The following is a 13,475-nucleotide window of genomic DNA, read 5'->3' on the forward strand; positions in this document are numbered from 1 at the left end:
CGGCACTGCCCTATGTCTGACGAACCTACGCAGCGCGATTATCGCCCCACGGTCTTCCTGCCGAAGACCGACTTCCCCATGAAAGCCGGCCTCCCGCAGAAGGAGCCGGGCATTCAGGCGAAATGGGAAGAAATTGGCCTGTATGAAAAACTGCGCGAGGCACGCAGTAGACGCGAGAAGTTCATCCTCCACGATGGCCCGCCTTACGCCAATGGCGATATGCATATCGGCCATGCGCTGAACCATGTGCTGAAAGACACAGTGGTGCGCACGCAGAGCCTGCTGGGCAAAGACGCGCCTTACGTTCCCGGCTGGGACTGCCACGGCCTCCCGATCGAATGGAAGGTGGAGGAACTCTACCGCAAGAAGAAGAAGAACAAGAAGGACGTTCCCGCCAAGGAATTCCGCGCCGAATGCCGCGAATACGCCCAGAAATGGGTCGATGTTCAGCGCGAACAGCTCAAACGGCTGGGCATCAATGGCCGGTGGGACAAACCCTATCTGACCATGCGCCCAAAAGCGGAAGGCGCGATTGTCGCCGAACTGCACAAATTCGCCGAGACCGGCCAGCTCTACCGCGGCGCAAAGCCGGTGATGTGGTCGCCGGTTGAGGAAACCGCACTGGCCGATGCCGAGGTCGAATATCAGGACCTGACCGACAGCCCGCAGATCGATGTGGCGTTCGAGATTGTCGAGAGCGCGATTCCCGAACTAGTTGGCGCGCATGCGGTGATCTGGACTACGACGCCTTGGACGATTCCGGTCAATCAGGCTTTGGCTTATGGGCCTGATGTCGAATATCACGCGTTAGATACCGGGGACAAAACACTCCTTTACGCAGTTGAGCGCGAATTTGATTTTCATTTTCGATTAAGTGCCAACGATAATCCAATATCTGGCAAAGTAGTTTGGAAGGGCAAAGGCTCCGACCTTGCCGGGACCATCGTCCGCCACCCTATGCACCATCTCGGCGGGTTCTACGCCAAGCCGCGGCCCATGCTTGCCGGCGATTTCGTCACAACCGACAGCGGCACCGGCATCGTCCATATGTCGCCCGATCACGGCGAGGACGATTTCGACCTGTGCAAGGCGAACGGCATCGATCCGGTCTTCGCTGTCATGGGCGACGGGCGTTACCGCGACGACTGGCTGTGGCTGGGCGCGAACGATCTGGATGCAGAGGGCAAGGAACGCCGCCGCAGCGTGATCAACAAGCCGTTCAATGCGCCAGAAGGGCCGATCTGTAGCGATCTGCGCGAAGCGGGTGCGTTGCTGTCCGCCAGCGCCGATTACCAGCACAGCTACCCTCATTCGTGGCGTTCAAAAGCCAAGGTCGTGTATCGTTGCACCCCGCAATGGTTCATCGCGATCGACGAGCATCTGGGCCACCTGCCCGCAATCTCCCCCGCGGAACAGCGTTGGGAAGGCGAAGGCGGCGATTCGACTATCGATGAAGAAGTCACGGCAGGGTCCCCCACGCTGCGAGAAATTGCGCTGGGCGAGATTGCCTCGACCCGCTTCGTGCCTGAAAAGGGCCGCAACCGCCTGCGCTCCATGGTCGAGGGCCGGCCCGACTGGCTGATCAGTCGCCAGCGCGCATGGGGCGTGCCTATCGCCCTTTTCGTACACCGGGAGAGCGGGGAATTGCTGGTCGATCCTGACGTCAACCGCCGCATCCAGACCGCCATCGCCAACGACACCGTCGACGCATGGGAGGAAAGCCGCGCTGCCGAATATCTCGGCCCTGATCGCAACCCCGACGATTACGAGATGATCGGCGACATTCTCGACGTCTGGTTTGACAGCGGCAGCACCCACGCCTTCGTTCTGGAATCGGACGAATGGCCGGAACTGCAATCGCCCGCTGATCTCTATCTGGAAGGCAGCGACCAGCATCGGGGCTGGTTCCAGTCGTCCTTGCTGGAAAGCTGCGGCACACGCGGCCGCGCGCCGTACAAGGCTGTGCTGACTCACGGTTTCACCATGGATCCCAAGGGCATGAAAATGTCCAAGAGCCTGGGCAACACGGTCGATCCGCTGAAGGTGATGGAACAATACGGCGCGGACATCATCCGCCTGTGGGCGCTTTCGGTCGATTACACCGAAGATCACCGCATTGGCGATGAAATCCTGAAAGGCGTCGGGGACACCTATCGCAAGCTGCGCAACACCTTCCGCTATCTGCTCGGCGCGCTCAGCGATTTCGATTACGAAAGCGAGGGTGTCGAAACCGCCCAAATGCCCGAGCTTGAGCGATATATGCTGCACCGGCTGGCGAAGCTCGACGCCAATCTGCGCACCGCAATCGATGATTTCGATTTCAACGAATACGTCCGTGCGCTGGCAGAGTTTACCAATGAAGACCTGTCGGCGTTCTTCTTCGATATCCGCAAGGACCGGCTGTATTGCGATGCCCCCGACGGGCTGGAGCGCCGCGCATACCGCACGATGCTCGACATCCTGTTCCAGGCGCTTATCCGCTACACCGCGCCGGTGCTGGTCTATACCGCCGAGGAAGTGTGGAGCACACGCTTCCCCGACCGCGCCAGCATCCATCTGGAAGAACTGCGCGAATTGCCCGCCGAATGGATCGACGGTGCACTCGCCGGACGTTTCGACGCGATGCGTGAATTGCGCGAAGACGTGATGGAAGCAATCGAACCGCTGCGCCGCGAGAAAACCATCCGGTCGGGTCTGGAGGCGGACGTTAGCGTGCCCTCCTCCGCCATACCCGATGGGTTCAGCGATGCTGATCTGGCAGAACTGTTCATCGCCGCGACAGTCGTGCGCGGCCAAGGCAGCACCGTGGAAGTTACGCGCACATCCGATAACAAATGCGGCCGCTGCTGGCGCCTGGTGCCTGACGTCGCCGAAGACGGCGCATTGTGCAGCCGGTGCGACGAGGTCGTGACTGAAATGGATGCAGCGGCATGAGCTTCCTGACCAAACCCCGCGCCATCGGCCTCGCCATCGCGCTGGCGATTTTCGCAATCGACCAATGGGTGAAACACCTGATGGTCGGCCCGCTTGACCTGCGCAACCAGCCGGGCGGCGTGATCGATTTGCTGCCGTTCTTCGACCTGCGCTGGACGCAGAATTTCGGCGTGTCGCTGGGCATGTTCGAGGCGACATCGCCGGAAATGCGCTGGGGCCTGGTGCTGGCGACCGCCGGTATCGCGCTGGTGGTGACCATCTGGATGATGCGCGAAAAGGCATTTGGCGACATTATCGGCCTGGCGATGATCTTGGGCGGTGCGCTGGGCAATATCCGTGACCGGTTCGAATACGGCTATGTCATCGACTATGCCGATCTCCATTTCGGGGATTTTCGCCCCTTCCTGATTTTCAACGTCGCCGATGCGGCTATCACCATCGGTGTGGTCATCATCCTTGCCCGATCCTTCTTCGTGCGCGATAAGGACGAAACAGATACGAACGAGACGGCACCTGCCGTGGAGAGCTAAGAATTATGCGTAAGACAGCCACCATCATCCTTCTCGGCGCAGCCAGCACCGTTCTTGCCGCATGCGGCAGCAGCGGCGGCATTCTGGGCCGTGAGCGTCCTGATGAGTTTGCCGTACAGCGTCAGGCTCCGCTCGTCGTTCCGCCAGATTTCAATCTGGTTCCGCCGGCACCGGGCGCCCCGCGTCCGTCGGAAGGCACTGCGAGCGAGCAAGCTCTCGAGGCTCTGTTCGGCGGCCCTGCCCCGCGTAGCGGCGTTGAAACCAGCGCGCTCGACCGTGCCGGCGTTGCCGCACCGGGCATCCGCTCATCGGTTGGTGATCCGCAGACCAATACGGTCGCGAAGGGCCGCGTTACCCGCGACATCATCGCTGCACCCGAAGGTGACGGTCAGAACAGCCAGGCAATCATTCCCGGCTAAGCGTCTTTCGTGCCCGCAGCGACGCGGGCACTCAGGCTTCCGCAGTATCGCTTGCGCCGGACTGATCTGCGCGGCTGATTATCAGCTTGTCGATCTTGCGGCCATCCATGTCGATGACCTCGAATTTCCAGCCTTGTTCAATGAAACTCTCGCCTTCCAGCGGGAGCTTCTTGATGATCGACAGGACATACCCTGCGGCGGTCGCAAATTCGCGCTCGTCGCCGTAATCAAGCCCGAGTCGGTCAGCCAGATCGTCGGCGGACAGGCTGCCTGACACGATCAGCGAACCGTCGGTCCGCTCCACGATGGAGGGCGTATCGCCTTCATCCTGATCGCTAACGAATTGGCCCACCAGCGCGGTCAGCAGATCGACAGGCGTCACGATCCCATCGAGGTGGCCGTATTCGTCATGCACCATCGCCATCGCGATTTCGGCCTGCTGCAAACTGCGCAGCGCGTCCATCGCGTCGAGCTGGTCAGGAACAATTTCGGCTTTTTTCATCAGCCGTTTGAGATTGATTTTCCGGCCCCGCACCATGAGCGCGAGGACTTCGCGCACCTTGATCACGCCCAGTATCTTGTCGGGTGAGCCATCGGCCACCGGCAGCAAGGAATGCGGGCTGTCGTCGATTGCCTTGCGGATCTGTTTTTCGTCCGCCGAAATGTCGATCCAGTCGATTTCCGTCCTGGGCGTCATCACCTCACGCACCGGACGTTCGGCCAGCCGTACAGCACCGGTCAGAATCTGCCGCTGATCGCTTTCGATCACGCCTGAGCGCGTTGCATCGGCGAAAATCATGTGCAGTTCTTCCGCGGTGACGGAGGACTGCCCGCCCGGGCGAATACCGAACAGACGAATCAAAAGCCCGGAAGACGTATCGAGCACCCACACAAGCGGTGCTGCGACCCTGGCGAGTATCGCCATCGGGCGCGCCATTACCAGCGAGATCGGCACTGCTGCGCGCAGGGCCAGCTGTTTCGGCACTAGTTCACCAACCACGAGGCTGAAATACGTTGTCAGGGCGATGACCAGCGCAAATCCAGCATCGTCAGCCATCTCGCCCGGCACGCCGAGCAGTTCCAGCCGTTCACCGACCGGGCGGCCCAAGCTGGCACCTGAATACGCACCGGCGATGATCCCGATCAGAGTAATGCCGATCTGGACCGTCGACAGGAATTTACCCGGATTGGCTGCCAGATTCATGGCAACATTGGCCGAATGGCTGCCCTTGTCCGCAGCGCTGCGCAACTGGCCCGTGCGCGCGGATACGATGGCGAGCTCGGACATGGCGAACACGCCATTGATCACAATGAGAGTGCCGATGATGAGCAGGTCTGGCCATGGAAAAGGTGTCACCCCTTTCCGCTAGCACAATTGTCTACGCGTGCCAGCATTCCTTAGCAGATCTTGCCGGTAAGCGCCCGAGCAGCTGCATTGTGCGTCCTGCGGGAACATGCGGCCCTGTTCAGAGTTTAGGTAATGCGGCGCAGGTGGGTGCGGCCCGCTCAGGACTGCCGAATACATTTTTACAGGAGGGGAAAACCCCATGGCCAAATCAAGAATTTTCATGTCGAGCCTCGCAGCTCTCTCGCTCGTTACAGTTTCGGGCTGCGTTACCGACCCGAACACCGGTGAGAAGAAAGTATCGCGCACTGCAATCGGCGGTGTCGGCGGTGCGGTTCTCGGCGGCCTTCTGGGCGGTGTAATCGGTGGCAAGACCGGACGCATCATCGGTGCGGGCGTTGGCGGCGTTGCTGGCGGCGTGGTCGGCTACAAAATGGATCAGCAGATCAAGGAACTGAAAGAACAGACCGCCGGTTCCGGCGTTGATGTTACTGAAGTCGATGGCGGCGAAGCCATCCTTGTGAACCTGCCCGATGGCGTGACTTTCGACGTTGGCAGCTACACCATCAAGCCGGCATTCCGTGACACGCTGGACACGGTTGCAGGCAGCCTGCAACAATATCCCGACAGCCTGATCGACGTTTACGGTCACACCGATTCAACCGGTTCCGATTCGTTCAACCAGCGCCTGTCCGAACAGCGCGCCCAGGCCGTTGCAAACTACCTGGCATCGCGCGGCGTCAGCGCTGCACGTATCCGTTCGCAGGGTTTCGGCGAGACTGCTCCGATTGCGACGAATGCAACCGAAGAAGGCCGCGCGCTCAACCGCCGGGTCGAAATCAAGATCATTCCGATCACGCAGGAAGACGTGGAAGCTGCCCAGCAATCGCAAGGTTACTAAGGCAGCCTGCGACAATATGAACAAAGGGGCGGCCGCAGGGCTGCCCCTTTTTTGTTGGGCTCTAACGTGCTGGCCACTTTCGCGGCTTCACTTGATCAGGAACTGGTTGGCCCGTTCCGCCAAATGATCCACCGCAGCGCTGTGAATGTCCGGCGCGCTCACCAGCATCCCGAAAGCCCGCGGATCACGTTTGTTGTATTCAAACGGGCGCCCGAAAGCATCGGTAACCGTCGCGCCGGCCTCCCTCGCGATCAAGGTTGCTGCGCCGATATCCCATTCGAATCCCCACCGCAGGGTCGCGACCAAATCAGCCTCGTCGGCGCCGACCATGGCGACCCGCAATGCGATCGAATTGGGCTGATCGACCATCGAAAGAATCTGATCGACCTTGGCCAGCGAGGTGGTGGGCACGCGTGCGCCATGCAATTCCGACCGGGTCGAGGCTTTCAACCTCTGGCCATTGCGCCACGCACCCTGCCCCGCGACGGCGATCCATTTTTCGCCTCGCGCCGGCGCATCCAGAATGCCCAGAAGCGGGCGGCCCTCGCTGATCAGCGCAACCGATATGCACCAACCGCTCCTTCCGCGGATGAAATCGCGGGTCCCGTCGATCGGATCAACCAGCCATATCAGGCCCTTGTCCAGCCGCTGCGGATCGTCTGCGGTTTCTTCCGACAGCCAGCCCGCCGATGGCAGCAATTCACCCAGATGCCGGCGAAGATAGCCGTCGACCTCGATATCACCTTCGCAAACCGGGCTTCCGGGCTCTTTCTCCCAGCTGTTTACTGCGTGCCCCGCACCGGGCCAGAAACCATGCGCAATACGGCCTGCTTCATCGACAATGGCTTCAAGGCGGGAACGATCAATCATGCTCATACGCTGTTGGATGGACACGCAGCACTTTTCAAGCGTGCTTATCCATGCTTAGGCGCGCAGCAGATTCTTTCGCATTTCACAAAGACGGACACTCCATGAACATTCACGAATACCAGGCCAAGGAACTCCTCGCGAAATACGGCATCGGCATTCCTGCGGGCCAAGCAGCGCTGACAGTCGAAGAAGCCGTTGAAGGCGCCAAAAAACTGCCCGGACCGCTCTATGTGGTCAAAGCGCAGATTCACGCTGGCGGACGCGGCAAGGGCAAGTTCAAGGAACTGGGTGCGGATGCGAAGGGCGGCGTGCGGCTGGCCAAGAGCATCGAGGATGTCGAAGCAGACGCCAAGGAAATGCTCGGCAACACGCTGGTCACGATCCAGACCGGTGACGAAGGCAAGCAGGTGAACCGCCTGTATGTGACCGACGGCGTCGATATCGAAAGCGAATATTACCTCGCCATGTTGGTCGACCGCGCAAGCGGCCAGGTCGCAATGGTCGCCTCGACCGAAGGCGGGATGGACATCGAAGACGTGGCGCACAACACGCCCGAATTGATCACCACGATCACGATCGATCCGGCGCAAGGCTTCATGCCGCATCATGGCCGCGCGGTTGCGTTCGCCCTGAAGCTGAGCGGTGACCTCAACAAGCAGTGCCAGAAGCTGGCTGCCAAGCTTTACGAAGCCTTCATGGACCTTGATTGCGAAATGCTTGAAATCAACCCGCTGGTTGAAACCAAGGACGGGCAGCTGCTGGTTCTCGACACCAAGATGAGCTTCGACGGCAATGCGCTCTATCGTCACAAGGACGTGGAAGCGATGCGCGACGAGACCGAGGAAGACCCGGCCGAAGTCGAAGCCAGCGAATACGATCTCGCCTACATCAAGCTGGACGGCAATATCGGTTGCATGGTCAACGGGGCCGGCCTCGCCATGGCAACGATGGACATCATCAAGTTGAACGGCGCCTTCCCGGCAAACTTCCTCGACGTGGGGGGCGGTGCCACCACGGAGAAAGTGACTGCTGCATTCAAGATCATCCTGAAGGACCCGGCTGTCGAAGGCATCCTCGTCAACATCTTCGGCGGGATCATGAAATGCGACGTGATCGCCGACGGTATCGTTCAGGCGGCAAAAGACGTGAACCTGTCGGTTCCGCTGGTCGTCCGCCTCGAAGGCACCAATGTTGAAGAGGGCAAGGCCATCCTCAACAACTCCGGCCTGCCGATCGTCAGTGCTGACGATCTCGGCGATGCCGCCAAGAAGATCGTGGCCGAGGTCAAGCAGGCGGCGTAATTCCTACTGCTGGCCCAATGCGGGCTTGAAAAATGAGAGGCGGGTAAAGCGGACAAGCGCTTTGCCCGCCTTTTCAGTTCAAGGCACCGGCTGCGGCTCTGGCAAAATTGACGGAATGACCTCCGTGCCGGCCAGCCAATTGCGCCAGATGATGTAGGTCCGATCCTCGGTCAGCCTGATCGCACAGGTGAGTGATTTTGACAGAGGCGTGGCCGCGCCTTTCACCTTCGCAAAAACCGCACCGCATTCTGCGTCGCGATAGGCCGTGAATGCTGCTTCGCTTGCGGCGATACTCTCAACCACCGAAAGGTCAGGCCGATCCAGCGGATCGGGTTCTTTGAGATAGCGCCGTTCGGCTATCGTGTTCGCGACCCAGGTTTGATTCTCGATAGCTGCAGCCAGATATCGGGCTTTCTGCGCGTCAGCCTGCCTCAGCACATCGGCATAGCACGCCTCTTGTCCGGAGATGTCCCACGGGTCGGCGCACTGCGCGGCCACAGCCATATCGGTGCGGCGCAAACGAAACCCGAGTTCATCCCCCTCTTTCATCTTTACCGTTATCATCAGACCAAGACCGGGGTTGTCCATGGCAATACAGCGGAAGGTCACTCCGCCAAATTTGGCCACGCACTGATCGATCCAGGAAAGCGGGAAGGTAAGCATTTCAGCCTTCTCTTCCCATCCGGTCAAATCGGAGTTGAAATGCTTGAGCTTGAGGACGAGGCTATCGTCCTGCTCGGTGATGTACATATGCTCGGTAAATGCGATGTCGCCGTCCGCAGTCTGCTGCACAAATGTGCCGACGAGAGTGCTATCTGAACCGCGCAACCAGTTTTCATGGGCAGGCGCGTCGCCAATGCCGGTGCCGCTCCATGTGCCGATCAGCCAGTTCATCTGCGCTATGGTTGCCGGGGGCGGCGGAGCCTCCCTCTCCGGCGCAGAGGTGCTCCTGAGAACGGGCGGTGCCGATGCGCCCAAAAACCCCGCAGCCATCAGCAATAGTATCGATCGTAGCATGGTTCAGCCCTCCACTTTTGACGCTAAGTGCGCCGCGCCCTGAGGTAAAGTTCAGGCTTGACCAAAGTTCCTCGGAACGCGAGGGCGGTGATGCTCGTTCTGTTGGCATTGCGGCGCGCGGGCCAACGAGCTGGACAGAGCAGTTTCAGGCTTGGCTCAACTTGACGTTTACGTAAACGCAAGCTAGGCCGCGTTCAGAGATTCTTGAGAGGAAAGGTATCCTATGAAAATCCTCGTACCCGTTAAACGGGTTATCGATTACAACGTGAAACCCCGCGTGAAAGCGGACGGTTCAGGCGTCGATCTTGCCAACGTCAAGATGAGCATGAACCCGTTCGATGAAATCGCCGTCGAAGAAGCCATCCGCCTGAAAGAAGCAGGCAAGGCTGAAGAAATCGTCGCCGTTTCGGTCGGCCCGGCAAAGGCGCAGGAAACGCTGCGTACCGCGCTTGCCATGGGCGCAGACCGCGCGATCCTGGTCGAAACCGACGAAGAAGTTGAGCCGCTTGCCGTTGCAAAAATTCTCAAGGCAATTGCCGCTGATGAGAACCCCGGCCTGATCATGCTCGGCAAACAGTCGATTTCCGACGACAGCAACCAGACCGGCCAGATGCTCGCCGCACTTATGGAACGCCCGCAGGGCACCTTCGCCAACACTGTCGAAGTCGATGGTGACAGCGTTGTCGTAAAGCGCGAAATCGATGGCGGTCTCGAAACCGTGAAGCTGACGCTTCCGGCCATCGTCACCACCGACCTTCGTCTGAACGAGCCGCGCTATGCCTCGCTTCCGAATATCATGAAGGCCAAGAAAAAGCCGCTCGATACCAAGACACCGGGCGATCTGGGTGTCGATATCGCGCCCCGCCTGACCACCACCAATGTCAGCGAGCCTCCGGTTCGCCAGGCCGGTGAAAAGGTCGCAGACGTGGATGCGCTGGTCGCCAAACTCAAAGCAATGGGAGTCGCCTGATGAAAACCCTCGTACTGGTCGAACACGACAACTCCTCAGTCAAAGACGCAACGCTTAGCGTCGTCACCGCTGCCGCGAAGCTGGGCGAAGTGCACCTGCTGGTTGCTGGCTCGGGCTGTGCCGCAGTTGCTGACGAAGCCGCCAAGATCGACGGCGTCGGCAAGGTCCACCTGGCAGATGACGCCGCTTACGAACATCAGCTGGCTGAAAACGTCGCGCCGCTCGTCGCTGCGCTGATGGCAGACCACGACGCGCTGCTCGCGCCTGCCACCACCACTGGCAAGAACATCGCCCCGCGCGTTGCTGCGCTGCTCGATGTCATGCAGATTTCGGACATCCTTTCGGTCGAAGGCGAAAAATCCTTCACCCGTCCGATCTATGCCGGCAACGCCATCGCAACCGTTGAATCATCCGACCCGAAGCTGGTGATCACCGTTCGCGGCACCGCTTTCGACAAGGCCTCGCCGGAAGGCGGCAGCGGTACGGTGGAAGCTGTTTCGGGCCCCGGCGACGCCGGCCTGTCCAGCTTTGTCAGTGCAGAAATCGCCAAGAGCGAGCGCCCTGAACTTACCAGCGCGAAAATCATCGTATCCGGCGGCCGTGCGCTGAAGGATGCGGAAACTTTCGAGCAGGTCATCACTCCGCTGGCAGACAAGCTCGGCGCCGGTATCGGCGCATCGCGCGCTGCAGTGGACGCAGGCTATGTGCCCAACGATTACCAGGTCGGCCAGACCGGTAAGATCGTGGCACCGGAAGTCTACATCGCCATCGGCATCTCGGGCGCAATCCAGCACCTTGCCGGGATGAAGGATTCCAAAACGATCATCGCGATCAACAAGGATGAAGACGCCCCGATCTTCCAGGTCGCGGATATCGGCCTGGTCGCTGACCTGTTCAAGGCAGTGCCGGAGCTGACCGAAAAGCTGTAAGCTCCTAAATTCTAACAAAAAACGGCGGCTTGGTTGATTGACCAGGCCGCCTTTTTTTGTTTAATTTGCGCGAAGCATCCTTTGACCGGTTTGAGTGGAGTTCACCCTAATGAGCCGTACCATCGTTTTGGCCGTATCGGCCCTTTCTGTTTCGACGCCTCTTCAGGCCGCCCCAATTGCGCTTGAACCCAGTTCCAAATGGAACCTGAGCTATGACAAGGAAGCATGCCGACTGGTCCGCATCTTCGGCGAAGGCGAAAATCAGGTGGCTACGCAGTTTGTCCGCTATGTTCCGGGACCTGGTTTCGACATGTACGTATCGGGCAAATCGTTGGATCCGCAAGGCAAGCAGTTCGAATACCGTTTTGCACCCGGTGACGAGCCCGGCGAAGCGTCGAATCTGCTGTATGGCCAGAACGACGAAGGCATGACGACATGGCAATTCAGCACGGGTCTGGTTCCGCACGCCGAATACAAGGCCTTGGAAATGGAAAAACCCGAAGACCGCAAAGCGGCAATCTTGCGCGAAAGTGAGCGGGCTCCAACCATTACAAGTTTCGAAATATCCAAAGGGGTCTCACAGCCGGTCGCGCTGCAGACAGGACCCCTGTCGAAGCCGCTTGAGGCGATGGGCGCTTGTATGGACGACCTCATGCGGAGCTGGGGGTTCGATCCGCAGGTTCAGCGAAATCTCATTTCTTCGCCAGAACCCAAATCCGGACCTGGTCGATGGGTCACACCGAGGGACTACCCCGCCGGAGCTCTAAGGAAAAACCTGTCCGGCTCAGTGCGTGTCCGGCTTGATATCGATGAGGCCGGCGAAGTTACGGATTGCACCATTCAACAGGCTTTCTCGGACCCGGCTTTCCGCCTGTCGGTCTGCAACCTGATCAAGAAACGCGGAAGATTTAGGCCTGCGATCAACGCAGGGGGGGACCCCGTCAAATCGTTCTGGGGCACATCGTTCGTTTTCATTACGTCTGGTTCGTAACAGGTCGCGGCGGCTTAGCCTGGGGCTTTGTCAAATCCACTGGTCCGCGAAATGGATAGTCATCCCGACCAGGCCGCCGACCACCGTCCCGTTTATACGAATGAATTGCAGGTCGCGGCCGACGGCGTTTTCAACCCGGTCAGTCAACGTCCGTGCGTCCCATCGGCGCACGGTTTCTGAAACCAGCCGGACGATCTGGTCGCCGTAACGCGTCGCCACGCCCACTGCCGTGCGGCGGGCGAAACGGTTGACCTGCGTCTGCAGGCGGGCATCATCGCGCAGTGCCTTGCCAAGTTCTGCCAGGCTGTCGCCGATCTGGCCGCCTAGCGTGGTTTCCGGATCGCGGGCCATGCGGATCATACCCGCACGCATCCGTTCCCACACGCCTTCCCACCAACGGGCCACGGCCTCGTTTTCGAGGACTTCGTTCTTCATCCGCTCGACCTTGGCCTGCATATCGGGATTGTTGACCAGATCGTCGGCGAGCTGCTCCAGCCCCTCCTGGATCTTGTCACGCAGCGGATGTTCGGGATCCACCAGAACCTCGGCAAGCAGCTTGTACAGGCCGTCGAGAACCGATTTGGACAGGCGTCCGTCGAGACCGGTCCAGCGGATGATCCCATTGGCCCGTTCGCTGATCATGTCGCGAACCAGATCCTCGTTATCTTCCAGCGTCAGCCCGGACCAACGAACCAGCGCATCGATCAGCGGCAGGTGCCGCTTGTCAGCCATGGCCGTCTGCAGCATTTGCCCAAGCAGCGGCGCGATCTCGATCTTGCGCGCCTGCGATTTCAGGCCCGCCTTGACCTGTCCGCCCAGCCGGTCGGGGTCGAGCGATTCAAGAATGCCCGCAATCAGTTCGGATGCGCCGGCACCGATGCGCGATTGGCTGCCCTTTGTCGGCTGGACCAGAAATTCGCCGGCGGCCTTGGCGATATTCATCGCCTGCATACGCCGCGCCACCACTGCAGGGGTCAGGAAATTGGTGCGCAGGAAATCCGCCATCGTGTCGGCGATACGATCCTTGTTTTCAGGAATGATCGCGGTGTGGGGAATCGGAATGCCAAGCGGATGACGGAACAGCGCGGTGACCGCAAACCAGTCTGCCAGCCCGCCGACCATCGCCGCTTCGGAAAACGCGTGCACATACCCCCATGCCGGATGCAGATCGAGCACCTGCTTGGTGCCGATAAACACACCGGCCATGATGACCAGCATTATGGTGGCGGTCCAGCGCATACGGCGCGCCGTATCAGGCGGCAGCGGTG

Annotated in this window: 12 protein-coding genes; 8 read left to right on the forward strand and 4 right to left on the reverse strand. The window is 59.8% G+C overall.

Annotated elements, in window-relative coordinates:
- The first annotated feature begins 12 nt into the window (after positions 1-12).
- Genes ileS through PO778_RS10855 form a run of 3 tightly spaced genes read left to right on the forward strand, consistent with a single transcriptional unit; the run spans position 13 to position 3,883 of the window.
- Positions 13-2,934, forward strand: a complete 2,922-nt coding sequence (ileS, locus tag PO778_RS10845; protein ID WP_271439638.1) for an isoleucine--tRNA ligase — start codon at positions 13-15, stop codon at positions 2,932-2,934.
- Positions 2,931-3,464, forward strand: a complete 534-nt coding sequence (gene lspA, locus PO778_RS10850; RefSeq protein ID WP_271439639.1) for a signal peptidase II — start codon at positions 2,931-2,933, stop codon at positions 3,462-3,464. Before ileS ends, lspA begins: the two co-directional genes overlap by 4 nt.
- A gap of 5 nt (positions 3,465-3,469) precedes the next feature.
- On the forward strand, positions 3,470-3,883 hold the full coding sequence (locus PO778_RS10855; RefSeq protein ID WP_160731213.1) for a DUF3035 domain-containing protein: 414 nt from the start codon (positions 3,470-3,472) through the stop codon (positions 3,881-3,883).
- A gap of 31 nt (positions 3,884-3,914) precedes the next feature.
- Here the strand turns inward: PO778_RS10855 and PO778_RS10860 are convergent, their stop codons facing one another.
- Positions 3,915-5,240, reverse strand: coding sequence for a hemolysin family protein (locus PO778_RS10860; protein WP_160731212.1), 1,326 nt, complete (start codon positions 5,238-5,240; stop codon positions 3,915-3,917).
- 190 nt (positions 5,241-5,430) lie between these two features.
- Here PO778_RS10860 and PO778_RS10865 point away from each other — a divergent pair, with 190 nt between their 5' ends.
- Entirely contained in the window at positions 5,431-6,129 is a 699-nt protein-coding gene (locus PO778_RS10865) for a YiaD family glycine zipper/OmpA-like lipoprotein (RefSeq protein ID WP_160731211.1), read from the forward strand.
- Between the two features lie 87 nt (positions 6,130-6,216).
- Here PO778_RS10865 and PO778_RS10870 read toward each other — a convergent pair whose 3' ends face one another.
- On the reverse strand, positions 6,217-6,999 hold the full coding sequence (locus PO778_RS10870) for a 3'(2'),5'-bisphosphate nucleotidase CysQ (RefSeq protein ID WP_271439640.1): 783 nt from the start codon (positions 6,997-6,999) through the stop codon (positions 6,217-6,219).
- 101 nt (positions 7,000-7,100) lie between these two features.
- Between PO778_RS10870 and sucC the strand changes: the two genes are divergently transcribed.
- Complete coding sequence (gene sucC / locus PO778_RS10875; protein ID WP_271439641.1) at positions 7,101-8,300, forward strand: ADP-forming succinate--CoA ligase subunit beta; 1,200 nt, start codon at positions 7,101-7,103, stop codon at positions 8,298-8,300.
- A gap of 78 nt (positions 8,301-8,378) precedes the next feature.
- Here the strand turns inward: sucC and PO778_RS10880 are convergent, their stop codons facing one another.
- Positions 8,379-9,293: a DUF6265 family protein gene (locus tag PO778_RS10880; protein WP_271439642.1), complete on the reverse strand. Its 915-nt coding sequence runs from the start codon at positions 9,291-9,293 to the stop codon at positions 8,379-8,381.
- Between the two features lie 247 nt (positions 9,294-9,540).
- On the opposite strand from PO778_RS10880, the gene PO778_RS10885 reads away from it, so the two are divergent.
- From PO778_RS10885 to PO778_RS10895, 3 genes are all read left to right on the forward strand, one after another.
- A complete protein-coding gene (locus PO778_RS10885; protein WP_271439643.1) occupies positions 9,541-10,287 on the forward strand; it encodes an electron transfer flavoprotein subunit beta/FixA family protein in 747 nt (248 codons plus the stop codon).
- Positions 10,287-11,216, forward strand: coding sequence for an electron transfer flavoprotein subunit alpha/FixB family protein (locus PO778_RS10890; protein ID WP_160731206.1), 930 nt, complete (start codon positions 10,287-10,289; stop codon positions 11,214-11,216). The genes PO778_RS10885 and PO778_RS10890 overlap by 1 nt, the downstream gene beginning before the upstream one ends.
- A 109-nt stretch (positions 11,217-11,325) precedes the next feature.
- Positions 11,326-12,207 (forward strand): energy transducer TonB, encoded by an 882-nt coding sequence (locus PO778_RS10895; RefSeq protein WP_271439644.1) that lies wholly within the window; start codon positions 11,326-11,328, stop codon positions 12,205-12,207.
- Positions 12,208-12,237: 30 nt separating this feature from the next.
- On the opposite strand, the gene PO778_RS10900 is transcribed toward PO778_RS10895, so the two are convergent.
- Entirely contained in the window at positions 12,238-13,446 is a 1,209-nt protein-coding gene (locus tag PO778_RS10900; RefSeq protein WP_271440031.1) for a DUF445 domain-containing protein, read from the reverse strand.
- Positions 13,447-13,475 lie beyond the last annotated feature (29 nt).

The organism is Pontixanthobacter luteolus, from assembly GCF_947494915.1.
GTDB classification, from domain to species: Bacteria; Pseudomonadota; Alphaproteobacteria; order Sphingomonadales; family Sphingomonadaceae; genus Pontixanthobacter; species Pontixanthobacter luteolus.

Bases quoted from the DNA above. Each gene is read 5' to 3' on its own strand.
- ileS (WP_271439638.1), top strand. From the start codon at position 13: ATGTCTGACGAACCTACGCAGCGCGATTATCGCCCCACGGTCTTCCTG.
- lspA (WP_271439639.1), top strand. From the start codon at position 2,931: ATGAGCTTCCTGACCAAACCCCGCGCCATCGGCCTCGCCATCGCGCTG.
- PO778_RS10855 (WP_160731213.1), top strand. From the start codon at position 3,470: ATGCGTAAGACAGCCACCATCATCCTTCTCGGCGCAGCCAGCACCGTT.
- PO778_RS10865 (WP_160731211.1), top strand. From the start codon at position 5,431: ATGGCCAAATCAAGAATTTTCATGTCGAGCCTCGCAGCTCTCTCGCTC.
- PO778_RS10870 (WP_271439640.1), bottom strand. From the start codon at position 6,999: ATGATTGATCGTTCCCGCCTTGAAGCCATTGTCGATGAAGCAGGCCGT.
- sucC (WP_271439641.1), top strand. From the start codon at position 7,101: ATGAACATTCACGAATACCAGGCCAAGGAACTCCTCGCGAAATACGGC.
- PO778_RS10880 (WP_271439642.1), bottom strand. From the start codon at position 9,293: ATGGCTGCGGGGTTTTTGGGCGCATCGGCACCGCCCGTTCTCAGGAGC.
- PO778_RS10885 (WP_271439643.1), top strand. From the start codon at position 9,541: ATGAAAATCCTCGTACCCGTTAAACGGGTTATCGATTACAACGTGAAA.
- PO778_RS10890 (WP_160731206.1), top strand. From the start codon at position 10,287: ATGAAAACCCTCGTACTGGTCGAACACGACAACTCCTCAGTCAAAGAC.
- PO778_RS10895 (WP_271439644.1), top strand. From the start codon at position 11,326: ATGAGCCGTACCATCGTTTTGGCCGTATCGGCCCTTTCTGTTTCGACG.
- PO778_RS10900 (WP_271440031.1), bottom strand. From the start codon at position 13,446: ATGCGCTGGACCGCCACCATAATGCTGGTCATCATGGCCGGTGTGTTT.